We start from the raw sequence: 22,763 nt of genomic DNA, 5'->3' as shown, positions 1-22,763 counted from the left end.
GGGCGCGCTCGTTGGTAACGAGCAGATAACGGGACCTGAGCACGGTAGCAAACGTCGTCGCACGTCGCCAGTCGTGGTCGTGTCCACCGGGCACCCCCAGACCGAGGGACCGACGGACCTCAGACGCCGAGCGCCTCGGCTTCCAGCCCGCGCAGCAGCGCCTCGAGGTCGTCGGCCACCCCGGGGCTCGCGAACAGGAAGGAACGGGTGCCGCCGGCCTCCCAGATGCGGACCGATGCTCCGGCCTCGCGCGCGACGACGGAGCCACCGGCCATGTCCCATGGGTTGATCCCGCGCTCGTAGTAGGCGTCGACGACCCCGGCTCCTACCGCGCAGCAGTCGAGCGACGCCGCTCCCCCGCGCCGGATGTCCCGCACCTCGCCGATCAGCCCGGCGAGCACGGACACCTGCTCACGGCGCCGGTCGGCCGTGTACCCGAAGCCCGTCGCCACGAGCGTCTCGGCGAGCGAGGCCGGAGCGCTGACGGACAGGGGGACGCCGTCGCGGGTGGCGCCCTGTCCGGCGGCGGCACGGAACACCACCCCGGTCGCGGGGGCCACCACGACGCCGGCGATCGGCTCCCACGTCGTCGGGTCGGCGGAACCCCGCACGACGCCGATGCTCACGCCGTACTCGGCGCTGCCGTACAGGTAGTTCACCGTGCCGTCGATCGGGTCGACGACCCAGGTGATGCCCGACTCCCCCGACGCCGAGCCGGACTCCTCGCCGTGGAACGCGTCGTCCGGCCGGGCCTCGGCGATCCGGGCGCGGATGAGCGCCTCGACCTCGCGGTCCGCCGCCGTGACCACGTCGACGATGCTCGACTTCCGGTCGGCGACCTCGACCCCCTCGGCCCGTCGTCGTGCGGCGAGCGTGGCCGCTTCGCGCGCGATCGTCTCGGCGAGGTCGGCGAACTGGGACGGTGTGCAGTCGGATGCCATGCACCGATCCTGCCAGGGACGACGAAAGCCCCGTCCGGGTCGGACGGGGCTTCGCGATGGTGGCAAGTGAGGGATTCGAACCCCCGAAGGCTACGCCGGCTGATTTACAGTCAGATCCCTTTGGCCGCTTGGGTAACTTGCCATGCGCACCCAGCCGGTGTGATCACCAACCGAAGGCGCGCACAAAAGCATAGCGGATCCGGAACGGTGGTCGTGACCACCGCGAGCCGATCCGCGCGACCGGAACCGGGCCCTCAGTCCGCCGTTAGGCTGTCCGGCATGGCAGACAGTTCCTTCGACGTGGTCAGCAAGGTCGACAAGATGGAGGCGGAGAACGCCCTCAACCAGGCGGCCAAGGAGATCGAGCAGCGGTACGACTTCAAGGGCGCGGACGCGTCGGTCGCCTTCAGCGGCGAGGACGTCCTCATCAAGGCGAACTCGGAAGAGCGCGCGAAGGCCGTCCTCGACGTCCTGCAGAGCAAGGCGATCAAGCGCAACATCAGCCTGAAGAGCCTCGACGCCGGCGACCCCTACCCCTCGGGCAAGGAGTACCGCATCGAGGTGAAGTTCAAGAACGGCATCGAGCAGGACGTCGCGAAGAAGATCGGCGCGTTCCTGCGCGCCAACGCCCCGAAGACCGTGAAGAGCCAGATCCAGGGTGACGAACTGCGGGTCTCCTCGAAGAGCCGCGACGACCTCCAGAACACGATCCAGCTCCTCAAGGGTGAAGAGTTCGACGTCCCGTTGCAGTACATCAACTTCCGCTGACGTCCGTGGAGCACTGGCTCACCGTCGCGATCACGGTCCTGGCCGTCCTGCTGGACCTGGCGATCCGCGTCTTCTCGATCATCTACGTCCCGATCAACCGGAAGCCGCAGACGGCGACCGCCTGGCTGCTGGCGATCTTCCTCATCCCCTACATCGGCTTCATCGTCTTCCTGGTCATCGGGTCGACGAAGCTGCCGCGTGCGCGGCGTGAGAAGCAGACCGAGATCAACGCGTACATCCTCGAACAGACCGAGGGCATCGAACGCGTGCGCCGTGACCACCCGTGGCCGCTGTGGCTCGAGAGCATCACCACACTGAACCGTGAACTCGGCGCGATGCCGCTGGTCGGTGGCAACTCGGCGGAGCTCTACCCCGACTCCGAGGAGTCGATCGCGGAGATGACCCGGGCGATCGAGCAGTCGCGGCGGTTCGTGCACGTCGAGTTCTACATCGCGACGCTCGACGACACCACGCGACCGTTCTTCGACGCGCTCGCCCGTGCACAGGCCCGCGGCGTCACCGTCCGGTTCCTGCTCGACCACTGGGCCAGCCGCGGTTACCCCGGGTACAAGGACACGCTGGCGTTCATGGACCGCGCCGGCATCGAGTGGCACCTCATGCTCCCGCTGCTGCCGCTGCAGGGGAAGTTCCAGCGCCCCGACCTGCGCAACCACCGGAAGATCATGGTCATCGACGGCTCGGTCGCGTTCACCGGGTCGCAGAACCTGATCGACCCCTCGTACGACATCAAGTCGCACATCGAGAAGGGCATGGTCTACAAGGACCTGTTCGCCCGGTTCGAGGGACCGGTCGTCGCGGGGTTGAACGCACTGTTCGTCACCGACTGGTACAGCGAGACCGACGAACTGCTGCTCCGTGAGAGCGACCCCGTCCAGCGGGCCGACCGCGGCGACGCCCTCGACTGCCAGGTCGTGCCGTCCGGGCCCGGGTTCGACGGCGAGAACAACCTGCGCCTGTTCAACGCACTGCTCTACTCGGCGCAGAAGAAGGTGTCGATCACCTCGCCGTACTTCGTGCCGGACGACTCGATGCTCTACGCCATCACGACGACCGCCCAGCGCGGCGTCGAGGTCGAGCTCTTCGTCGGCGAGATGGGCGACCACGCCATGACGTGGCACGCGCAGCGCTCGTACTACGAGGGACTCCTCCGCGCCGGTGTGCGGATCTGGCTGTACCGGGCACCGACGATCCTGCACGCCAAGCACTTCACCATCGACGACGAGGTGTCGGTGATCGGGTCGAGCAACATGGACATGCGCTCGTTCAGCCTGAACCTCGAGGTCTCCGTGATGGTCCGAGGCCACCGCTTCGTCGACGCCCTGCGCGAGGTGCAGGACGCCTACAAGGAGCACAGCTTCGAGCTGACGCTCGACGAGTGGGTCGACCGTCCGCGCCGGTCCAAGGTGCTCGACAACGTCGCGCGGCTCACGGCAGCGCTGCAGTAGCGGACGACCGGGAGGCGCGGCTCGGCCCCGGCAGGGGCGCTCAGCGCATCGGGACGGTGGACGCCAGGGCCGCGACGGCCCGCTCGAGCGGCCCCCGTCCGAGGAACCGGCGCCAGACCATCGCGAACACGACCGAGCCCAGCGCGAACCAGCCCCACGCCTGGGCCGACTCCGGGTACTCGGGCAGCATCGCGATCACCACGAGGTGTCCCGAGTAGATCGTCAGGGGCATCGACCCGACGGCGGCGAGCGGGAACGCGATCCGCTCGGCGACCCGCCCGCGCCCGTCGAACACCAGGGTGCAGAGCGCGATGACCGCCACCGCCACCCCCGCGGTGCCGATCACGTCGACCGTCGTCGACGAGTGGTCGCGCGGTGACAGGAAGAGCTGGGCGAGGGCCTCGGCCGGCGTGCTGCCCTCGACGGCGTACGGGACGCCCGGGAACGCGAACGCGGCCCCGGCCGGCAGCGGCGCCAGCACCGTGCCGACGACGTACGCGGTGGCGGCGACCAGTGCGCCGGACGCGAGGAGCACGACCTGCCGGCCCCGCGCCTCCAGACCGGCCCGGGCGACGGCGAGACCGACCAGGACGTACGCCAGGAAGGTGACCACGGGGTAGACCAGGCCGAGCTGCTGTCCGACCATGCCCGCATCGGCGTAGGCCGGTGCGGTCGAGACGGCGACGATCGGCGACAACACGGCGCAGGCGCCCGCGATGGCGAGGAGGCACGCCGGGCGGACCCGGAGCACCGGGATCACCAGCAGGAACAGCACTCCGTACGTCGGCAGGATGACGTAGACCGGGGTGTCCAGGGCGATGAGCACGAACCCGATGCCGACGACCGCCGCGGCGCGGACCGCCAGGCGCGCCCGGACCCGCCCGATCGTCGGGGGTCCTGGCGGAGTCGTGCGACCGCTCGTCAGCCCGATCGACACCCCCGCGAGGACGGCGAACAGCGTGGACGGGCGCCCGTGCGCCACCGCGGACCACGTCGAGGGATCGGACCAGTCGAGCTGGTCCGCGATGCCGCCGATGTGCGCGGCCATCATGCCGAGCAACGCGACGGCCCGCGCGACGTCGACGCCCTGCAGTCGCACGCCGGACGCGGACGCGCCCCGGACCGCGGTGGGCGGGACGGGGCGCGTGTCGGTCATCGGTGTCAGTTCGTGGGCACGTCGACGCGACCGAGGGACACGTCGATCATCTCGTCGCGGGGCACGACCTTGATGCGCTCACGGCCCTCGGCAGCACCGAGCGCGAGCTCGTGGGTGTCCAGGTGGTGCCAGCCCTCGAGGTCGGTGTACTCGACGCCACGCTCGCGGAGCAGGGCCGGGATCGCACCCTCGGAGGGGTCCTCCGGCGTCCACCAGCTCGCCTGGTCGTTGACGATGTGCTGCACGGTCTCCATGGCGTCGGACTTCGTGTGCCCGATGAGCCCGACCGGACCGCGCTTGATCCAGCCGGTGGCGTAGACGCCCGGGATCTGCTGGTTGTCGTCGTCGAGGACCTGGCCCTCGTGGTTCGGGATGACGCCGTGGCGCTCGTCGAACGGCAGCCCGGGCAGCGGGGAACCGAAGTAGCCGACGGCGCGGTAGGCCGCCTGGATCGGGATCTCACGGATCTCGCCCGTGCCCTCCACACCGCCCTCGCCGTTCGGCCGGGTGCGCTCGTACCGGATCGCGGTGAGGTTGCCCTGCTCGTCGCCGACGAACTCGGTCGGCTTCGCGTAGAAGTGCAGGTGCAGCCGCCGGCTCGCCTGGCCGGTCTCGCGGGTGCGCCACTGCTCGAGCACCCGGTTGATGACCATGACCTGCTTGTTCGTGGCGATCGCGGTCTTCGACGCCTCGTCGTGGTCGAAGTCCTCGTCGTAGACGACCATGTCGACGTCACGGACCTCGCCGAGCTCGCGGAGCTCGAGCGGCGTGAACTTGACCTGGGCGGGACCACGGCGGCCGAAGACGTGGACGTCTGTGACGGGCGACGCCTTGAGGCCCTCGTACACGTTCGCCGGGATCTCGGTCGGCAGCAGGTCGTCGGCGTGCTTCGCGAGGATGCGGGAGACGTCGAGCGCGACGTTGCCGACCCCGATCACCGCGACGCTCTCCGCGGTCAGCGGCCAGGTGCGCGGGACGTCGGGGTGGCCGTCGAACCAGCTGACGAAGTCGGCGGCACCGTAGGAACCCCGGAGTTCGACGCCGGGGACGTCCAGGTCGGCGTCCTTGATCGCGCCCGTCGAGAAGACGACCGCGTTGTAGTGCTTCTTGAGGTCCTCGAGGGTGATGTCCTCGCCGAAGCGGACGTTGCCGAACAGCCGGACGACACCGCGGTCGAGCACGTCGCGCAGGGCGTTGACGATGCCCTTGATCCGCGGGTGGTCGGGGGCGACGCCGTAGCGGACGAGTCCGTACGGCGCGGGGAGCTGCTCGAACAGGTCGATCGACACGTCGTGTCCGTGGGCCTCGCGCAGCAGGATGTCCGCGGCGTAGATGCCGGCGGGTCCGGCGCCGACGATGGCGATTCGGAGGGTGGGCACTGATCGTCTCCAGTTCGTTCGGGTGGGGTGCTCCCGGTGGTGCGTCCCGCGCGGCGACCGTGGGGTCGACCGGTCGCGGGTGGTGTTCAGCGGCTGCGGTCGACGACGGAGTCGGCGAAGCGGGTGAGTGCCCGCTTGACGGTGCCGTCGGGCAACGGGGCGAGGGCGTCCACGGCTTCGCGGGCCCAGCGGACCGCGACCGTGCGCGTCGACGCAGTCGCCTCGTGGTCACGCAGTGCGGCGACGGCCGACTGGTACGGCACGGAGCCGACCGCGTCGTCCGGGGCGCCGTTCACGTCGCGCTCGATGCGCAGGACGAGGTCCTGCGCCGCCGGGTCGGTCGCCGCGTGCCGCCGCAGGTGCAGCATCGGCAGCGTGTCGACGCCGGCACGGAGGTCGTTGCCGGCGATCTTGCCGGTCTTGTCCGTCGCCGGTGCCAGGTCGATGACGTCGTCGACGAGCTGGAAGGCGACGCCCACCTTCTCGCCGAAGGTCCCGACGGCGTCGAGGTAGGCACGGTCGGCACCGGAGAACATGACACCGGCGCGGGCGGCGGTCGCGATGAGCGAGCCGGTCTTGTCGCTGAGCACCTGGATGTAGTGCTCGACCGGGTCGTCGTCGGGCTGCGGGCCGGTGGTCTCGTGCAGCTGACCCATGCAGAGGCGCTGGAAGGTCTCGGCCTGCATCCGGATGCCCTCGGTACCCAGGTCGGCGGTGATGAGGCTGGCGCGGGCGAAGAGCAGGTCGCCGGTCAGGATCGCGACGTTGTTGCCGTACGTGATCTGCGCTGCGGGGACCCCGCGGCGGACGGGCGCTTCGTCCATGACGTCGTCGTGGTAGAGCGACGCCAGGTGGGTCGTCTCGATGCTGACGGCGGCCTTGACCACGGCGTCGGTCACCCCGTCGCCGAGCTGCGCGATGAGCAGCGTCAGCGTCGGACGGATCCGCTTGCCGCCCGCGGACAGCAGGTAGCGGCTCGTGGTGTCGGCCAGGGTGTCCGTGGAACGCATGGCGTCCTCGAGCCCCTGCTCGACGAGCTCGAGACCGTCGTCGACGGCGGCGATGAAGCGGCGGTCGGCGGGCGTGGCGAACAACCGCTCGCCGATGCCCAGCGAGGCGCGGAGGCTCGGCGCGCGACGTGCGACCGGGACGCTCGGATTCAAGTGCTGCTCCGTCTTCGGGGGATGGTGACCGGTCAGTCGTCGGCCGGGTCGACGCGCGGCTGCTCGCCGGTGGTCTGGTGGTCGCGGCGTGCCTTAGCACGACGGGCCGCGGACTCGCGCACCGTGTCGGCGACGGGCTTGCGGCCACGGTGCAGTGCGACGATACCGGCCGTGAGGTTCCGGTAGGCGACCACGGAGAAGCCGACGCCGCGCAGCCACTGGGTGAGGACCTGCTGGTCCGGCCAGGCGTCGATCGACTCGGCGAGGTAGCGGTAGGCGGCGGGGTTGCTGCTCGAGAGCTTCGCGATGCCCGGGAGCACGCGCTTCAGGTAGGTGCCGTAGCCGAGGCGCAGCAGCGCACGCGGCGGGGTCGAGAACTCGCAGATGACCACACGGCCGCCGGGCTTGAGGACCCGCAGCATCTCGGCGAGCGCCTGCTTCGGGTCGTTCACGTTGCGCAGCCCGAACGAGATCGTGACGGCGTCGAACGTGTCGTCGTCGAAGGGCAGGTGCTCGGCATCGCCCTCGACGAAGGTGATCTCGGGGTGCCGCTCGCGACCGACCGCGATCATGCCGGCGGAGAGGTCGAGCGCACTGACCTCTGCCCCCTTCTTCGCGAAGGCCGCGGCACTCGTCCCGGTGCCCGCGGCGATGTCGAGGACCTTCTCGCCGGGCTGGGGGTCGACCGCCCGCACCGTGGCGACACGCCACAACGGGGCGTTGCCCGCCGACAGGATGTCGTTCGTGAGGTCGTACTTGGCCGCGACGTCGTCGAACATCGCCGCCACCTCGTCCGGCCGCTTGTTCAGGTCCGCTCTGCTCACCCGACCAATCCTAGAGGTCCCGACCGTACGTTCACCGGACTCGCAGCAACGGCCCACTCGTCGAGCGCGCGACCAGGTGGTCCACCGACCGCGCGTAGCATCGGAGCCGTGACCCGAACCACCACGGCGGCGCCCCCGCTGACGGTCTCCACCCGGATCCTCGACGACCCGGGCACCGTCCTCCGCCACACCCTGCGCGACCGTCCCCTGGCCTTCGTCCGGAACGGTGACGGCATCGTCGGCATCGGGGAGGCGCTGCGGTTCACGTTCACCGGCCCCGACCGGATGCGCGACGCCGCCGCGGTCTGGCGCACCGTCGTGGAGTCGGCCGTCGTCGACGACCCGGTGCAGCTGCGCGGCTCCGGCCTGGTCGCGTTCGGCTCCTTCGCCTTCGCCGACGACTCCGCCGACGAGAGCGTCCTGATCGTCCCGCGCGTGGTCATCGGCCGACGGCGCGGCAAGGCCTGGCTCACGGCGATCGACACGACCGTCGGCGCCGAGCCGCTCACGTTCACGCGGACCTCGGTGCCGGTCCCCCACGTCGGACCACACGTCTCCGTCGCGCTGCACCCCGGCCGGATCAACGAGGCCGCCTACGCCGCGAACGTCGCCGAGGCCGTGCGACGCATCGCCGCCGGGAGCGCGCAGAAGGTCGTCCTCGCCCGCGACCTCGTCGGCAGGATGCCAGCGGACGCCGACCACCGCGCCCTGCTGCTCGACCTCGCCGCCGCCTACCCGCAGTGCGTCACCTTCGCGGTCGACGGCCTGGTCGGTGCGACCCCCGAGACGCTCGCCCGCACCGACGGCACCCGGTTGACGGCGCGGGTGCTGGCCGGCAGCGCCGCACGCGGTGCCGACGAGGTGTCGGACCGTGCTGCTGCCGAGGCCCTCGCCGCCAGCGCGAAGGACGTCGAGGAGCACGCGTTCGCGATCGACAGCCTGCTCGCCTCGCTCCGCCCGCTCGTGACCGAGTTGCGCGCCGACCCCGAGCCGTTCCGGCTGCAGCTGCCGAACCTGTGGCACCTGGCGACCGACGTGCAGGCGACCCTGCCGCCGGACACCACCTCGCTCGACGTCGCCGACGCCCTGCACCCGACCGCCGCCGTCGCGGGCACCCCGACCGACGTGGCCGTCCGGCTCGTCGCCGAGCTCGAAGGCGTCGACCGCGGCCGCTACGCCGGCCCGGTGGGCTGGATGAGCGCCACCGGCGACGGCGAGTGGATGCTGGCGCTCCGCAGCGCCCGCATCCACGACGACGGCACCGTCCGGGCTTGGGCGGGCGCGGGCGTCGTCGCGGGGTCGGAACCGGCGCGCGAGGTCGCCGAGACCGCCCTGAAGTTCCGACCGGTCACCGACGCGCTGGCCTGAGCGGCGCGGCGGCCACGCGTCAGTCGGCCAGCGGGACCTCGATGACGACGCGCTCGGCCGGGTCGGTGAGCACCCGCTCGAGGTCGCCCCACGTCTCCGCGCGGCGGTACTCCCAGCCGAGGCCGGTCACGACCCGTTCGACATCGACGTGCTGCGGCGTCGACATCATCCGCCGCATGTCCTCTGGTGGGGTGGTGCGTGCCACCTCGAGCCCACGGAAGATCGCGCCGCCGTGGTCGTTGCCGACGACGACCTGCACCCGGTGCGTGCGTTCCTCGGCGCCCGTGACGAACGCCCCGAGGTCGTGCAGCAGGGTCAGGTCGCCGAGCAGTACGCGCGTGGTGCCGACCGACGCCGACGACTGTTCGAGGGCCGCGGCGATCCCGAGGGCCGTCGACACGGTGCCGTCGATGCCGGCGAGCCCACGGTTCGCGTGCACCCGGATCTTCTTGCCGAGCACGCGCCCGTCGGCGACGCGGATGATCTGCGAGGCGCCGAACACGAGCCGGTCGTGCGGCCACGTCACGCCCCACACGGCGTCGGCGAGCATCGCGCGGTCGACGGGTCGACGGCGGAGGGCGACCTCGTCGCGCAGGAACTTGTTGCGCTCGGCACGGTCCGGGGACCGCTTGGCACCGAGGTCGGGTCCGGCGTCACCGTCGCCCAACAGCTGCCGGCTCGCACCGACCCAGCGCCCGACCCACGCACGGTGCTCCGGCCGGGTCCGGCCCGTCACGCGGACGTCGGACACGAAGGTGGTGTCGGAGGGCCGGGAGGCGCGGGCCGGGTCGAAGGGATCGGCCGCGTGTCCGCGGACCACGAACGTCTCGACCCCCTGCCGCTGCAGGAGCGCCGGGACCTCACGGCTCAGGGTGGGGTGACCGAGCACGACGGCACGACGGACCGCGCCGCCGAAGTCCTGGTCGCGCAGGAGTTCGCGGTAGGTGACGACGAGGTTCCGGCCGAATCGTGCGCCACTGGAGACCTCGGCGAGCAGGGGCGCCCCGAGCTCCCACGCGATGCGCTCGGCGTCCTCGCCGGCGTCGTGGCCGGCGATGACGACCGTGCCCGGCTCGTCGTCCGGCGACAGCTCGGCCACCGGGAGTCCGCCGTGCGCACGACGGGTGGCGAACGCGGTGTCGGCCTCGTCGTCGGGGACACCCTGCACGCGCTCGGCGTCGAGGTCGGCGGACAGGGGTTCACGGAACGCGACGTTGAGCTGCGCCGGCCCCGGCTGCCCGGTGTGTCCGGCGGCAGCGGCGACGGCCTGGCGGGCGAGGTCGCGGAGCGCTGCACGCACCGAGGCGTCGGCTCCGTGCGCAGAGGGCGCCTCGACGTCGCGGACGAAGGCGACCGCGTCGCCGAACATCCCCGGCTGGACGGTGGTCTGGTTGCTGCCGATGCCGCGGAGCTCGTCCGGCCGGTCGGCGCTCAGCACGATCATCGGGACACCGGAGTGGTGCGCTTCGAGGACGGCGGGGTGCAGGTTGGCGACGGCGGTGCCCGAGGTCGTCACGACCGCGGCCGGTCGACCGGACTCCACCGCGAGCCCGAGGGCGAAGAACCCGGCGGTGCGCTCGTCGAGCCGGACGTGGACGGTCAGGCCGCCGGCTCGCTCGAGGGCGACGGCCGCGAGCGCAAGGGCCTGGGATCGTGAGCCCGGGCTGACGACGACGTCGGTGACGCCGGCGCGCACGAGTTCCTGCAGCAGCGTCAGGGCGGCGTCCGTCGCCGGACTGCCCGATCCGGCGGGACCGTCAGCGATCGGTGCGGCCGTCGTCGTCTCGGTCGTGGAACTGGTCTTCGAGGTCTCGGAGGGTCGCGTCGTCCTGGTCCTTGTCCGTGAGGGTGTCCCCCGGAACGGGCGTGGTGCCGAGGAAGTCCGGGTCGTCTTCGGGTCCACGGTACCGGGCGGTCGTGCCCGGGGACGCCGGCGAGCGGCCGAGCAGGAACCAGAGCACCCCCCCGAGGACGGGGAGGACGATCACGAGGAGGATCCAGACACCGCGCCTGAGGGATCGGACACGTTCGCGGGGCATCGTCGCGCAGTCGATGGCCGCGTACACCGTGAAGGCGACAGCGGCGACGACGACGATCAACCACAAGCGGACCATGCCCAGGAGTCTAGGTCGCGAGCCTGTGACGACCCTGCCGGTCGGCCGTCCGTAGACTCGCAGGGTGAAAGCGTGGCTCCTGTACACCCTGGCCCGGCTCGGCATCTTCGCGGCGGCGCTCGTGCTCCTCCGGCTCCTGACCCCGATGCCCTGGTACTGGGCGACGATCATCGCCGCCCTCGTCGGGCTGCTGGTGTCCTACATCGCGCTCGCCGGACTCCGCACCAAGGTCGCCCTGAGCCTGGCGAACCGCCGCGGTGGCCCGGAGCGCGATGCGGACACCGACTTCGAGGACGACTTCGTCGACGCGGCGGACACCGACGCCGCGGACACCCCGACCGTGCGCCCGGTGTCGGACGCCGACCGGCACGCGGCGCGCCGGGACACCGACGCGGAGTAGTCCGGCGGAGTCCTACGGCTGGACGGCGAGCGTGATGCCGAGCACGACGCCGAAGACCAGCGAGGCGAACGACGACAGCTGCAGTGCCGTGATGAGTTCACGGGGCTTGCGGGACGACACCCCGATCGCGAGCGCCGGCAGGGCCAGCAGCAGCGAGAAGTACGTGAAGCCCGTGCGGAAGTAGAGCAGGACGAACCAGAGCAGCACGACGTACGGCAGCAGCAGGAACAAGCCGTACAGCACCCGTGCCACCGGTCGTCCGACGACGACGGCCAGGGTGCGCTTGCCGGCGAGACGGTCCTCGTCGATGTCGCGGATGTTGTTCACCATCAGCACCGCGCAGGCGAAGAACCCGGCGGCGACCGCGGCGGCCCATCCGCTCGTGGTGGCCTGGCCGATGAGCACGTACTGGGTGCCGAGCACGGCGACGACGCCGAAGAACACGAAGACGAAGACCTCGCCGAGCGCGTTGTAGCCGTAGGGCTTCTTGCCGCCGGTGTAGAACCACGCGGCGACGATCGCGGCGGCGCCGACGAGCAGCAGCCACCACAGCTGGGTGAGCACCACGATGACGATCCCGGCGACGGCAGCCAGCCCGAAGAACGTCAGCGCGACGGTCAGCACCGTGCGGGGCTTCGCGAGGCCGGCCCCCGTCAGTCGAGCGGGGCCGACGCGGTACTCGTCGGTGCCGCGGACCCCGTCGGAGTAGTCGTTGCTGTAGTTCACGCCGATCTGCAGGAACAGTGCCACCGCCAGGGCGAGCAGCGCGATGGCGAGGTGCCCGTCCTGCGCCAGGAACGCGCCGAAGTCGCCCGTGGTGCCGCTGTCGACGAAGCCCACGGTGGTGCCGAGCACCACGGGGACCACACCGAGCGTCAGCGTGCGGAGCCGTGCCCCGCCGATCCAGTCCCGCGCGGTCGCCCGGCGCTTCGAGCGGACCGGGGCCGCAGCCTTGGCCGGGTTGCCCGAGCGGCCCTGCTTGTGCGTCGTGTTCTTCGTTCGTGCCACGACCACCGATCCTATCCGCGCCGCGACGCACTGCACCGCGGTGCCGTGCCGTGCGGTGCCGTGCCGTGCCGTGCGGACCTACCGCGCCGCCAGGTCCTGGATCGCCCGCCGGTCAGGTTTGCCGGACGCGAGCATCGGCAGCCGGTCGACCACCACCACCGCGGCCGGACGTGCGGCTCGGCCGAGGGCGTCGCCGACGTGGGACCGGACGGTGTCGAGGTCGAGCGGCTGCTCGGTGACGACGACCGGCACTTCGCCCCACTCCCCCGAGGCCCGTCGGGTGACGACTGCACCGAGCTGGTCGGGCAGGTCGCGCACGAGCCGCTCCACCGCGCCGAGCCGGACCTTCTCGCCGCCGGAGATCACCACGTCGTCGAGGCGTCCGAGCACCCGGACCACCCCGTCCGACACAGCGGCGGTGTCCCCCGTGCGGTACCAGCGCAGGCCGTCGCGCTCGACGAACGTCGCGGCCGTGCGGTCGTCGTCGCCGAGGTACCCCTCGGCGAGCATCGGACCCGACAACTGGAGCTCGTCATCCACCACCGCGGTGCGGACGGTCCCGAACGGCACACCGTCGTACACGCAGCCGCCGCTCGTCTCGCTGGCGCCGTAGGTCGTCACGATGCGCACGCCCGCGGCGACCGCTCGCTCGCGGAGCGCCGCCGGGGTCGCCTGCCCGCCGACGAGGACCGCGTCGAACCCTGCCAACGCAGCCGTCGCGCGGTCGTCGTCGAGCACGCGGGCGAGCTGCACGGGGACGAGCGACGTGTAGCGACGGGGCGCCGCTGGGCCGGTGACGAGCTGGTCAGCGGCGTCCGCGAACGCCGTGGCGTCGAAGTGTCCCGGTGCCACGACGACCGGCGTCGTCCCCGCGGCGATCGAGCGGGTCAGGACGTTGAGACCCGCGATGTAGTGCGTGGGCAGCGCCAGCACCCAGCTGCCCGGTCCGCCGAGCGCTGCGTCCGCCGCTGCGGCACCGGCGAGGAGCGCCTCGGACGAGAGGGCCACGCGCTTGCCGGTGCCGGTGGACCCGCTCGTCTCGACCACCAGGGCGACCCGCTGCCGGACGTCGGCCGGTGGCGGGGTCGGCAGCGCCGGTGCCCCTTCGGCGACGGGGAGCAGCGCGGGGCCGCCGGCGAGCGCTGCCTCCAGGCCGCGGAGCACCGCCAGCGGATCCGACGTGCCCAGCGCGACCAGTGGACGGGTCATGCCGGCACCGCCGGGCTCAGTAGTGCCACGGGAACGACGTCCACTCGGGGGCGCGCTTCTCGAGGAACGAGTCGCGGCCCTCGACGGCCTCGTCGGTGCCGTAGGCGAGCCGCGTCGCCTCGCCCGCGAAGACCTGCTGGCCGACCATGCCGTCGTCGACGGCGTTGAACGCGTACTTGAGCATCCGGATCGCCGTCGGGGATTTGCCGAGGACGATCTCGCCCCAGCGGATCGCCTCGCGCTCGAGCTCCTCGTGCGGGACGACCGCGTTCACGGCCCCCATCTCGTACGCGCGCTGCGCCGAGTACTCCTGCGCGAGGAAGAAGACCTCGCGCGCGAACTTCTGGCCGATCTGCTTGGCGTAGTAGGCGCTGCCGTACCCGCCGTCGAACGATCCGACATCGGCGTCGGTCTGCTTGAACCTGCCGTGCTCGGCGCTCGCGATGGTCAGGTCGCAGATCGCGTGCAGCGAGTGCCCGCCGCCGGCTGCCCAACCGGGGACGACGGCGATGACGACCTTGGGCATCATGCGGATCAGGCGCTGCACCTCGAGGATGTGCAGTCGTCCCATCGACGCCTGCGCGGCCGCGGGGTCGACTCCTTCGGGCGGCGCACCCTCGTCGCCGACGTACTGGTAGCCGCTGCGCCCTCGGATGCGCTGGTCGCCGCCGGAGCAGAACGCCCAGCCGCCGTCCTTCGGGCTCGGGCCGTTGCCGGTCAGCAGGACGACGCCGACGCGGGGGTCCTGGCGGGCGTCGTCGAGCGCCCGGTAGAGCTCGTCGACGGTGCGCGGACGGAAGGCGTTCCGCACCTCGGGCCGGTCGAACGCGACCCGGACGATCCCCTTGGAGACGTGCTTGTGGTACGTGATGTCCGTGAACTGCTCCGCGATCGGAGCCGCGGTCCAGACGTCGGGATCGAACAGGTCGGAGACGGGAGCAGCCATGCCCCCAACGTACCGCTGCCGGTCAGGCGCCCATGCCGGTCAGGACCTCGGGTGCGACGAACACCAGGATCACGATGAGGATCACCGGGTTGGCGAAGAAGGCCACCACGACACCGATCGCCCCGTACCACCGGCCGAGGCCACCGACGGCCGCGACGAAGCCGAGCACCGCCGCGATGAGGGTCAGGAAGACCACGACGAAGCAGATCCCGAACGCGAACTCGGTGTCACCGCCCATGAAGACCGCGAAGGCGCTGGCGTCCACCGCGGCGGACACCACCGCGAGGCCGAGGGCGATCTTGCCGACGATCGGGCTGCGGCGCTTCCGACCCGCCGTCTGGCGGACGTCGACGGTGTTCTGCTGCATGAGCCGCGCGAACTCGTCGGTGTCGCGACCGGGGCGCTGCGCACGCTGCTGCGGTTCCCGCGCCACCGCGCCTCCCTCGTTCCGGACGGTTCGATCCGGGTCGTGACCAGTGCCGACCGAGGCCGACCGAGGCATGCTAATGCCCTGCCCTGGCGGTCCCCTCCGAGGAACCGGCAGGTGCCCTGGGTGCGGTGGGAGGATGGCCGACGTGCTCCCCGACCTCGCCGAACTCACCGCCGACGCGCACGTGGTCGCCCTGCCCATGCGGGTGCGGTTCCGCGGCATCACCACGCGCGAGGCGCTCGTCCTCCGCGGCCCCTCGGGCTGGACCGAGTTCTCACCCTTCGTCGAGTACGACGACGCCGAGGCCGCCGCGTGGCTCCGGGGCGCGATCGACTTCGGCTGGACCGAGCACGAGGCCGCCGCCGACTCGGTGCCGGTGAACGCCACGGTGCCGGCGATCGCCCCGGAGCAGGTCGCCGCACTGCTCGCGCGCTACCCCGGGTGCACCACCGCCAAGGTCAAGGTCGCCGAACCCGGCACCACCGTCGACGAGGACGTCGCCCGGGTCGCCGAGGTCCGACGGGTGATGGGCCCCGCGGCCGCCGTCCGGGTGGACGCCAACGGACTGTGGAGCGTCGACCAGGCCACCGAGGCGCTCGAACGCCTCGCTCCCTTCGACCTGCAGTACGCCGAGCAGCCCTGTCGGACCGTGCCGGAGCTCGCCGCGCTGCGGGCACGGATCGACGGCCTCGGGGTGCGGATCGCCGCGGACGAGAGCGTTCGCAAGGCCGCGGACCCGCTCGCCGTCGCACGAGCCGGAGCGGCTGACGTCCTGGTCGTCAAGGCGCAACCGCTCGGGGGCGTCACCGCGGCGCGTACGGTCATCGCCGAGGCCGGGTTGCCGTGCGTGGTCTCCAGCGCGCTCGACACCTCCGTGGGCCTCGGCATGGGCGCGTTCCTCGCCGCGGCCGCGATGTCCCCGGGGTACGCCGCCGGGCTCGGGACCGCCGCGATGTTCGCGTCCGACGTCACCGCGGACCCGCTGCTGCCGGTCGGGGGCCGCGTGCCGGTGCGACGGGTCGCGGTGTCGGCGGACCTGCTCGACCGGAACGCCGCGTCGCCGGAGCGCACGGCGTGGTGGCTCGCGCGGGTGGCGCGGGTGCACGCCGTACTGGCCGCCGCGTAGACCCGTCTCCCTGGCCCTGCACGCGACCGGACGACGGACGGGAGGCACGGTGCCAGCTGGCACCGTGCCTCCCGTCCGGTCCTGGTCGCGACCAGAGCCGCGTCAGCGACGCGCGTCGCTCACAGGCCCGAGTAGCTGTGCAGGCCCTTGAAGAAGACGTTCACGACCGAGAAGTTGAACATCACGGCGGCGAAGCCGATGAGCGCCAGCCACGACGACCGCGCACCGCGCCAGCCGCGGGTCGCACGGGCGTGGATGTACCCGGCGTAGACGACCCAGATGATGAAGGTCCAGACCTCCTTGGTGTCCCAACCCCAGTACCGGCCCCAGGCACGCTCCGCCCAGACCGCACCGGCGATCAGGGTGAAGGTCCAGAGGACGAAACCGACGAGCAGGACGCGGTAGGTCAGGACCTCGAGGCGGTCGGCGTCCGGCAGGGTCGCCATGAAGCGGAGCTTGCCCGAGGCGGTCCGGCCCTGGCGGTACGTCTGCACGAGCTGCGCCACCGCGAGCCCCGCACCGAGCGCGAAGAACCCGGTGCCGGCGATCGCCACGAAGACGTGGATGACGAGCCAGTACGACTGCAGCGCCGGCTGCAGCGGCACGACGGGGACCCAGTAGTTCACCGTCGCGATGCCGAGCAGGATGATCGTCAGCCCGGTGATGAAGACGCCGAGGAACTTCAGGTTCTGCCAGAACTGCACGAGCAGGAAGATGAGCGTGATGAGCGCCGTGCCGGTGAGCGAGAACTCGAACATGTTGCCCCACGGCACACGGTCGGCCGCGATGCCGCGCAGGACCACCGATGCGACGTGCAGCACCAGCGCGAGGATCGTCATGGCCATGCCGACGCGCTCGAACTTCGTGCCGCGCGCGGCCGAGCCGCCGGCGTTCGCCGGGGGTGCCGCGACCGGTTCGAGCACGACGGTGCCGCCCCGGACGGTGGCGACGGTCTTCGCCGAGCGGGCCGCGCCCACCGAGGCGGTCGCCGCAGCGTCGTCCGAGTCCGCACCAGCGTCCTTCGCCGCTGCCGTCACCTCGCCGGAGCGTTTCGCCATGTCCAGCGCGAACGAGATGAACGCGATGACGTAGACCGCCATCGCGGAGTACGTCAGCACGACCGAGTAGGTCGCGAGGTTCGTGGTCATGTCGTTCACTGGGGCATCCTAACTCCGAGGTCCGACGTGTGGCGCTGTGCGATGTCCGCGACGGCCCGTTCGAGGTTGGGGTCCTCACCGCGGGCGAGGCCCGCGTACTCCAAGTCGTACTCGCCGTGCTCTGCGCCCTTGCGGGGGACGACCTTCACCCACACGCGTCGGCGCGGGACGAAGAGCGACGTGAGCAGCCCGAGCGTCGAGAGCAGCGCGAAGGCGGCGACCCACGCCTGCGACGGGTCGTGGTGCACGTCGAGCGACACGTAGCGCTTGACGCCGTCGAAGGTGATCGACCCGGCACCGTTCGGCAGCTTCTTGGTCTGCCCGGGCTCGAGCGCGATGCTCGCCGTGTCGGACTGACGGCCGGCGATCTGCGTGAGGCCCTTGGTGTCGAGCGTGTAGACGCTCTGCGGCACGCCGCTGTCGAGGCCGAGGTCGCCGGTGTAGACCTGCAGCGTCAGCAGCGGGTTCTGCGTGTCCGGGTAGGCGCTCGTGTACGCACCCGAGGCGAGCTTCGACGCCGTCGGGTAGAAGAACCCGACCATGCCGAGCTGGTCCGGCAGCGCGTCCGGCACCTTGATGACGCCGGTGGACGTGTAGTTGGCGTCCTCGGGCAGGAACGGCACGACGTCCTGGAACGCCACGTTGCCCTCGCCGTCGCGCACCGTGACGTTCATCGCGTAGCCGTTGCCGAGCAGGTAGACGTTGGTGCCGCCCACGTGCAGCGGGTCGTTCACGCCCAGGCGGCTGGTCGTCGACTCGCCGCCCTTCTCCTTGCTCGTCACGGTCGCCGAGTAGTCGAGCGCCTGGCCGAGGGCGTCGAGGTTGCGCTCCTCGTACTTCGTGACGAACTTGTCGAGCGTCAGGTTGTAGCCCTTGAGGTCGGTCTGCTGGAACCAGCGACCCGGGTTGAACGAGTCGTAGGAGCCGAGGACGTTCGAGAACGTCTGCCCCTCGACCAGCAGCCGCTGGCCGGTGAACCCGAACCCGCCGCCGACACCGACGGCCAGCAGGACGCCGACGAGCGCCGCGTGGAACACCAGGTTGCCGGTCTCGCGCAGGTAGCCGCGCTCCGCGCTCACCGAGTCGCCGAAGCGCTCGACGCGGTACCCGGAGCGCTTCAGGATCGCCATCGCGCGCGTCACCGCGTGCTCGCTGGACGGGAGGCCCGTGGTCACGTCGATCCCGGTGGTGCCGTCGATCATCGCGTCGGGCTGCACCGCCACGGTGCGGAAGCCCGCCAGTCGCGTCAGGCGGACGGGGGTCCGGGGCGGACGGGTGCGGAGCGCCTGCCAGTGGTGCTTCGTGCGCGGCACGATGCAGCCGATCAGGGAGACGAACAGCAGCAGGTAGATCGCCGAGAACCACACCGAGGTGTAGGTGTCGAAGACCTGCAGCTTGTCGAGGATCGGGTAGAGCGTGGCGTGGTCGGCCTTGTACTGGACGACACCGTTCGGGTCGGCGGTGCGCTGCGGCACGAGCGAGCCCGGGATCGCCGCGAGGGCGAGCAGCATGAGCAGGAACAGCGCGGTGCGCATGCTCGTGAGCTGTCGCCAGAAGAACCGGAGGGTGCCGACGAAGCCGAGTTTCGGCTGGTTGATGCCGGCGTCGCCGGGTCCGGAGCCGTCGACGTGGTCGGACGGTCGCTGCGGGTCCGACGCGGTGTCGGCGCCCGTCGCTTCGGTTTCGGGATCAGACCGCGGGGACAAAGCTCTGGATCACCGCCCCGACGCTCGACATGACGGCCGACCAGATTCCGGTGACCATGAGCAGACCGATGACGATCAGGATCGCTCCTCCGATGATGTTGACGGTGCGCATGTGCCGCTTCACGGCGCGGATCGCACCGGTCGCCCAGCCGGCCCCGAGGGCGACGAGGACGAACGGGATGCCGAGGCCCAGGCAGTACGCGACGCCGAGCCACATGCCCTGCCAGGCACTGCCCGACTGCACGCTGAGCAGGTTGATGGCGGCGAGGGTCGGGCCGAGGCACGGGGTCCAGCCGAGGCCGAACACGATGCCGAGCAGCGGGGCGCCGACGAGTCCGGTCGCGGGTGTCCAGCTCGGCTTGATGGTGCGCTGCATGAACGTGAACCGGCCGACGAACACCAGCCCCATCGCGATGACGACGACGCCCAGGATCTGCGTGATGAGGTCGCGCCACCGCACGAGCCAGAACCCGAGCGCCCCGAACACCGTCGTGTACGCGACGAAGACCGCCGTGAACCCGAGGATGAACAGGAGCACGCCGAGCACGACCCGCCCGCGGCGCTGCCCGCCCTCGGCGATCCCACCGACGTACCCGAGGTAGCCGGGCACGAGCGGGAGCACGCACGGCGACAGGAACGAGACGAGCCCCGCGAGCGCCGCCACGGGCAGCGCGACGGCCATCTGGCCGCTGAGGATCGCCTCGGCGAAGGGGTTGGAGGCCACGGGTCAGGAGGCCTTGCCAGCGTCGACTTCGTCGCTGATCAGGGTCTTCAGGATGCTCGTGCCGTCGACGGCGCCGAGCACCCGGGCAGCCACGCGGCCCTTGGTGTCGAGGACGATCGTGGCCGGCACGGCGTTCGGGGCGATCTGACCGGACAGGGCGAGCTGCATCGTGCCGGTCTTCTGGTCGAGGACGGTCGGGTAGTCGACGCCGAAGGTGCGCTCGAAGGCGGCTGCGGTCGCCGCCTCGTCGCGAACGTTGACGCCGATGAACGCGACGTCATCGGCATCGGCGTAGGACTCGTGCACCTCGTTGAGGTACTTCGCCTCGGCGCGGCACGGCGGGCAGCTCGCGTACCAGAAGTTCAGGACGACGACCTTTCCCTTGAGGTCCTTCGACGAGACGGTGTCGCCGTCGGAGTCCTTCGCCTCGAAGTCGACCGCGTCGGACCGCTTGTCGGCGGTGACCTCGGTCACCGCACCGTCGCCGGAGATGTAGTTCTGGGTGGTGCCGTTGCCGTACTGCTTGGCGAGGCCACCGTTGTCCGACGAGCACCCGGACAGGAGGAGCGCCGCGGCGACCGCCGTCGCTGCGAGGACCGCGAACCGCTTGCTGATGACGCTCACACTGCTCCTTCGTCGATGGCGGTCGCGCGCAGCTCCTGCGCGGGATCCGTGTACCCGACCTCGGTGAACCGACCGGTCGACGTGGCGGGCACCCGTTCGACGGTCGTGATGCTCGACAGGTCGCAGCGGCGCTTGCGTGGGTCGTGCCAGAGCGACTCCCCCGCGAGCTTCCGGTGGACCGTCCAGATCGGCAGCTGGTGGCTGACCAGGACGACGTCGCCGCCGTCCACGCTCTCCCACGCCGTGGTCATCGCGGCGAGCATGCGGTTCGCGATCGACTCGTACGCCTCGCCCCAGCTCGGCCGGAACGGGTTCGCGATCCAGGGCCACTCCGCCGGACGGCCGAGCGAACGCTTCGTGAAGCCCGGGGGCTGCCCCTCGTACCGGTTCGTCGGCTCGATGAGGCGCTCGTCCAGCGTGACGTCGAGCCCGTACGCGGCCGACCACGGCGCCGCGGACTCCTGCGTGCGCTGCAGCGGCGAGGCGACGATCCGGCGCACGTCGACACCGGCGTCCTTCCACGCGGTCGCCGAGGCAAGGGCCATCTGCTTGCCGAGGTCGCTCAGTCCGAAGCCCGGGAGCCGCCCGTACAGGACGCGGTCGGGGTTGTGCACCTCACCGTGCCGGACGAGGTGGAGTCGGGTGGCGGGCATGGGTTCCAGTGTAGGTCGCCCACCGGTGCTCACCGGCCCCACAGCCGATTCACCGGATGCGGAAGCGCTCAGCCGAGCTCGCCCGACAACCGCCCGTGGATGGCCACCGACCCGGTGTTGAGGCCCACGACCTCGACCGTGGACCCGTGCTTGGTGAACCGTTGCTCGACGCCGTCCAGTGCCGCGACCGTCGAGGCGTCGAAGACGTGCGCCTCGGACAGGTCGATGACCACGTGCTCCGGGTCCTCGGCGTAGGAGAACCGCGTGACGAGGTCGTTCGACGACGCGAAGAACAGGGCGCCGCGCACCCGGTACCGCACGGTGTGCTCGTCGACCGGCTCGCGGACGACGGTGACGACGTGCGCCGCCCGGCGAGCGAAGACCAGTGCTGCGACGACGACCCCGACGAGCACGCCGGTCGCGAGGTTCTCGGTCACGACGACCACCACGACGGTGATGAGCATGACGGCGGTCTCCCCGAGGGGCATCCGCCGCAGGGTGCGCGGACGGATGCTGTGCCAGTCGAAGGTCGCCACGCACACCATGAGCATCACGGCGGTCAGCGCGGCCATCGGGATCTCGGCCACGAGGTCGTGCAGCACGATCGTCAGGACGAGTACGGAGGCACCGGCGACGAAGGTCGAGATCCGGGTCCGTGCGCCCGCGGTCTTCACGTTGATGACCGTCTGGCCGATCATCGCGCAACCACCCGTACCGCCGAAGAACGCCGACGCGATGTTGGCGACGCCCTGCCCCCAGGACTCCCGCCACTTGCTCGAGCCGGTCTCGGTGATGGAGTCGACGAGCTGCGCGGTCAACAGGGTCTCGATGAGGCCGACGATCGCGACGCCGAACGCGTACGGCGCGATGATCTGCAGCGTCTCGAAGGAGAACGGGGTGACGATGCCGTTGAACCCGGGCAGTGCGGTGGGCAGTTCGCCCTCGTCGCCGACCGTGGGGACGACGACGCTGAAGAGCATGGTGATGCCGGTGATCACGACGACCGCGATGAGCGGCGCGGGGACCGCCTTGGTCAGGAACGGGAAGCCGACGATGATCGCGATGCCGAGGGCGGTGAGCGGCCAGACGACGAACGGGACGTCGGGGCCGAGCAGGTTGGGCAGCTGCGCGGTGAAGATGAGGATGGCCAACGCGTTGACGAACGCCACGTTGACGCTGCGCGGGATGAAGCGCATCAGGCGCGCGACCCCGAGGAACCCGAGCACGAGCTGGAACACGCCACCGAGGACGATCGCGGGCACGAGGTACTCGATGCCGTGTTCGCGGACGAGCGGCGCGATGACCAGGGCCACCGAACCGGCCGCGGCGGACACCATCGCCGGACGGCCGCCGACGATCGAGATGACGACGGCGATGATGACGCTCGAGAACAGGCCCACCGCGGGGTCGACCCCGGCGACGACGGAGAACGAGATCGCCTCGGGGATGAGCGCGAGCGCGGTGACGACACCGGCGAGGACCTCGCGGGTGAGCATGCGGGGTGAGCGGAGGGCGGTGAGGACGCTCGGGGCCGCCGGCGCGTGTGTGATCACGGACATCGATCGGAACTCTACCCTCACGTGAGGGTAGAGTTGTGCACC

General features: G+C 71.2%; 22 protein-coding genes and 1 tRNA gene. 5 read left to right on the top strand and 18 right to left on the bottom strand.

Going from position 1 to position 22,763, the window contains the following annotated elements; genetic code table 11:
- Positions 1 to 119: 119 nt before the first annotated feature.
- Positions 120 to 941 carry an inositol monophosphatase family protein gene (locus EDF53_RS02700; RefSeq protein WP_123292103.1) on the bottom strand — a complete coding sequence of 274 codons (822 nt, stop codon included), beginning with the start codon at positions 939 to 941 and terminating at the stop codon, positions 120 to 122.
- A gap of 57 nt (positions 942 to 998) precedes the next feature.
- Positions 999 to 1,083: transfer RNA gene (locus tag EDF53_RS02695), tRNA-Tyr, on the bottom strand.
- Positions 1,084 to 1,220: 137 nt separating this feature from the next.
- Here EDF53_RS02695 and EDF53_RS02690 point away from each other — a divergent pair.
- Positions 1,221 to 1,709: a YajQ family cyclic di-GMP-binding protein gene (locus EDF53_RS02690; protein ID WP_111084269.1), complete on the top strand. Its 489-nt coding sequence runs from the start codon at positions 1,221 to 1,223 to the stop codon at positions 1,707 to 1,709.
- Positions 1,710 to 1,714: 5 nt separating this feature from the next.
- Entirely contained in the window at positions 1,715 to 3,175 is a 1,461-nt protein-coding gene (gene cls, locus EDF53_RS02685) for a cardiolipin synthase (RefSeq protein WP_123292102.1), read from the top strand.
- 40 nt (positions 3,176 to 3,215) lie between these two features.
- Here cls and EDF53_RS02680 read toward each other — a convergent pair whose 3' ends face one another.
- From EDF53_RS02680 to EDF53_RS02665, 4 genes are all read right to left on the bottom strand, one after another.
- A complete protein-coding gene (locus EDF53_RS02680) occupies positions 3,216 to 4,331 on the bottom strand; it encodes a heparan-alpha-glucosaminide N-acetyltransferase domain-containing protein (RefSeq protein WP_123292101.1) in 1,116 nt (371 codons plus the stop codon).
- A 5-nt stretch (positions 4,332 to 4,336) separates the two neighbouring features.
- Positions 4,337 to 5,710: an FAD-dependent oxidoreductase gene (locus tag EDF53_RS02675; RefSeq protein ID WP_123292100.1), complete on the bottom strand. Its 1,374-nt coding sequence runs from the start codon at positions 5,708 to 5,710 to the stop codon at positions 4,337 to 4,339.
- Between the two features lie 86 nt (positions 5,711 to 5,796).
- Positions 5,797 to 6,873 carry a polyprenyl synthetase family protein gene (locus tag EDF53_RS02670; protein WP_111084273.1) on the bottom strand — a complete coding sequence of 359 codons (1,077 nt, stop codon included), beginning with the start codon at positions 6,871 to 6,873 and terminating at the stop codon, positions 5,797 to 5,799.
- A 32-nt stretch (positions 6,874 to 6,905) separates the two neighbouring features.
- Positions 6,906 to 7,697 carry a demethylmenaquinone methyltransferase gene (locus EDF53_RS02665; protein WP_111084274.1) on the bottom strand — a complete coding sequence of 264 codons (792 nt, stop codon included), beginning with the start codon at positions 7,695 to 7,697 and terminating at the stop codon, positions 6,906 to 6,908.
- Between the two features lie 108 nt (positions 7,698 to 7,805).
- Here EDF53_RS02665 and EDF53_RS02660 point away from each other — a divergent pair, with 108 nt between their 5' ends.
- The gene (locus EDF53_RS02660) at positions 7,806 to 9,065 is read left to right on the top strand and encodes an isochorismate synthase MenF (protein WP_123292099.1); all 1,260 of its coding nucleotides are present in this window, start codon (positions 7,806 to 7,808) and stop codon (positions 9,063 to 9,065) included.
- 19 nt (positions 9,066 to 9,084) lie between these two features.
- Here the strand turns inward: EDF53_RS02660 and menD are convergent, their stop codons facing one another.
- Positions 9,085 to 10,773, bottom strand: coding sequence for a 2-succinyl-5-enolpyruvyl-6-hydroxy-3-cyclohexene-1-carboxylic-acid synthase (gene menD, locus EDF53_RS02655; protein ID WP_311316830.1), 1,689 nt, complete (start codon positions 10,771 to 10,773; stop codon positions 9,085 to 9,087).
- A gap of 49 nt (positions 10,774 to 10,822) precedes the next feature.
- Positions 10,823 to 11,179: a PLD nuclease N-terminal domain-containing protein gene (locus tag EDF53_RS02650; protein ID WP_131921755.1), complete on the bottom strand. Its 357-nt coding sequence runs from the start codon at positions 11,177 to 11,179 to the stop codon at positions 10,823 to 10,825.
- 64 nt (positions 11,180 to 11,243) lie between these two features.
- Between EDF53_RS02650 and EDF53_RS02645 the strand changes: the two genes are divergently transcribed.
- Positions 11,244 to 11,579, top strand: coding sequence for a DUF4229 domain-containing protein (locus EDF53_RS02645; protein ID WP_123292098.1), 336 nt, complete (start codon positions 11,244 to 11,246; stop codon positions 11,577 to 11,579).
- 12 nt (positions 11,580 to 11,591) lie between these two features.
- On the opposite strand, the gene EDF53_RS02640 is transcribed toward EDF53_RS02645, so the two are convergent.
- From EDF53_RS02640 to EDF53_RS02625, 4 genes are all read right to left on the bottom strand, one after another.
- Positions 11,592 to 12,593 carry a 1,4-dihydroxy-2-naphthoate polyprenyltransferase gene (locus EDF53_RS02640; RefSeq protein WP_123292097.1) on the bottom strand — a complete coding sequence of 334 codons (1,002 nt, stop codon included), beginning with the start codon at positions 12,591 to 12,593 and terminating at the stop codon, positions 11,592 to 11,594.
- Between the two features lie 72 nt (positions 12,594 to 12,665).
- Positions 12,666 to 13,796, bottom strand: coding sequence for an AMP-binding protein (locus EDF53_RS02635; protein ID WP_123292096.1), 1,131 nt, complete (start codon positions 13,794 to 13,796; stop codon positions 12,666 to 12,668).
- A 16-nt stretch (positions 13,797 to 13,812) separates the two neighbouring features.
- Positions 13,813 to 14,742: a 1,4-dihydroxy-2-naphthoyl-CoA synthase gene (locus tag EDF53_RS02630; RefSeq protein ID WP_123292095.1), complete on the bottom strand. Its 930-nt coding sequence runs from the start codon at positions 14,740 to 14,742 to the stop codon at positions 13,813 to 13,815.
- 22 nt (positions 14,743 to 14,764) lie between these two features.
- Positions 14,765 to 15,175: a hypothetical protein gene (locus tag EDF53_RS02625; RefSeq protein WP_123292094.1), complete on the bottom strand. Its 411-nt coding sequence runs from the start codon at positions 15,173 to 15,175 to the stop codon at positions 14,765 to 14,767.
- A 133-nt stretch (positions 15,176 to 15,308) separates the two neighbouring features.
- On the opposite strand from EDF53_RS02625, the gene EDF53_RS02620 reads away from it, so the two are divergent.
- The gene (locus tag EDF53_RS02620; RefSeq protein WP_123292093.1) at positions 15,309 to 16,298 is read left to right on the top strand and encodes an o-succinylbenzoate synthase; all 990 of its coding nucleotides are present in this window, start codon (positions 15,309 to 15,311) and stop codon (positions 16,296 to 16,298) included.
- 119 nt (positions 16,299 to 16,417) lie between these two features.
- On the opposite strand, the gene ccsB is transcribed toward EDF53_RS02620, so the two are convergent.
- The 6 genes from ccsB to EDF53_RS02590 all read right to left on the bottom strand — a co-directional run bounded on the left by ccsB (position 16,418) and on the right by EDF53_RS02590 (position 22,721).
- Positions 16,418 to 17,446, bottom strand: coding sequence for a c-type cytochrome biogenesis protein CcsB (gene ccsB, locus EDF53_RS02615; protein ID WP_123292338.1), 1,029 nt, complete (start codon positions 17,444 to 17,446; stop codon positions 16,418 to 16,420).
- 5 nt (positions 17,447 to 17,451) lie between these two features.
- Complete coding sequence (locus tag EDF53_RS02610) at positions 17,452 to 19,161, bottom strand: cytochrome c biogenesis protein ResB (protein ID WP_235036025.1); 1,710 nt, start codon at positions 19,159 to 19,161, stop codon at positions 17,452 to 17,454.
- Positions 19,145 to 19,843 (bottom strand): cytochrome c biogenesis CcdA family protein, encoded by a 699-nt coding sequence (locus EDF53_RS02605; protein WP_123292336.1) that lies wholly within the window; start codon positions 19,841 to 19,843, stop codon positions 19,145 to 19,147. The genes EDF53_RS02610 and EDF53_RS02605 overlap by 17 nt, the downstream gene beginning before the upstream one ends.
- Before the next feature lie 45 nt (positions 19,844 to 19,888).
- The gene (locus EDF53_RS02600) at positions 19,889 to 20,509 is read right to left on the bottom strand and encodes a TlpA disulfide reductase family protein (RefSeq protein ID WP_123292092.1); all 621 of its coding nucleotides are present in this window, start codon (positions 20,507 to 20,509) and stop codon (positions 19,889 to 19,891) included.
- Positions 20,506 to 21,162, bottom strand: a complete 657-nt coding sequence (locus EDF53_RS02595; RefSeq protein WP_123292091.1) for a histidine phosphatase family protein — start codon at positions 21,160 to 21,162, stop codon at positions 20,506 to 20,508. Before EDF53_RS02595 ends, EDF53_RS02600 begins: the two co-directional genes overlap by 4 nt.
- A 68-nt stretch (positions 21,163 to 21,230) precedes the next feature.
- Positions 21,231 to 22,721 (bottom strand): SulP family inorganic anion transporter, encoded by a 1,491-nt coding sequence (locus EDF53_RS02590; protein ID WP_123292090.1) that lies wholly within the window; start codon positions 22,719 to 22,721, stop codon positions 21,231 to 21,233.
- Between the last annotated feature and the right edge of the window lie 42 nt (positions 22,722 to 22,763).

It is taken from the genome of Curtobacterium sp. PhB78 (assembly GCF_003751685.1).
Taxonomy (GTDB): Bacteria; Actinomycetota; Actinomycetes; order Actinomycetales; family Microbacteriaceae; genus Curtobacterium.
The sequence above is the reverse complement of the archived record's forward strand: the minus strand, read 5'-3'. Positions and strand labels throughout refer to the sequence as shown.

Excerpts from the sequence above, each read along its gene's own strand:
- EDF53_RS02590 (WP_123292090.1), bottom strand. The coding sequence starts at position 22,721 with ATGTCCGTGATCACACACGCGCCGGCGGCCCCGAGCGTCCTCACCGCC.
- EDF53_RS02700 (WP_123292103.1), bottom strand. The coding sequence starts at position 941 with ATGGCATCCGACTGCACACCGTCCCAGTTCGCCGACCTCGCCGAGACG.
- EDF53_RS02605 (WP_123292336.1), bottom strand. The coding sequence starts at position 19,843 with ATGGCCGTCGCGCTGCCCGTGGCGGCGCTCGCGGGGCTCGTCTCGTTC.
- EDF53_RS02630 (WP_123292095.1), bottom strand. The coding sequence starts at position 14,742 with ATGGCTGCTCCCGTCTCCGACCTGTTCGATCCCGACGTCTGGACCGCG.
- EDF53_RS02690 (WP_111084269.1), top strand. The coding sequence starts at position 1,221 with ATGGCAGACAGTTCCTTCGACGTGGTCAGCAAGGTCGACAAGATGGAG.
- ccsB (WP_123292338.1), bottom strand. The coding sequence starts at position 17,446 with ATGACCACGAACCTCGCGACCTACTCGGTCGTGCTGACGTACTCCGCG.
- EDF53_RS02650 (WP_131921755.1), bottom strand. The coding sequence starts at position 11,179 with ATGGTCCGCTTGTGGTTGATCGTCGTCGTCGCCGCTGTCGCCTTCACG.
- EDF53_RS02620 (WP_123292093.1), top strand. The coding sequence starts at position 15,309 with ATGGCCGACGTGCTCCCCGACCTCGCCGAACTCACCGCCGACGCGCAC.
- EDF53_RS02635 (WP_123292096.1), bottom strand. The coding sequence starts at position 13,796 with ATGACCCGTCCACTGGTCGCGCTGGGCACGTCGGATCCGCTGGCGGTG.
- EDF53_RS02680 (WP_123292101.1), bottom strand. The coding sequence starts at position 4,331 with ATGACCGACACGCGCCCCGTCCCGCCCACCGCGGTCCGGGGCGCGTCC.
- EDF53_RS02595 (WP_123292091.1), bottom strand. The coding sequence starts at position 21,162 with ATGCCCGCCACCCGACTCCACCTCGTCCGGCACGGTGAGGTGCACAAC.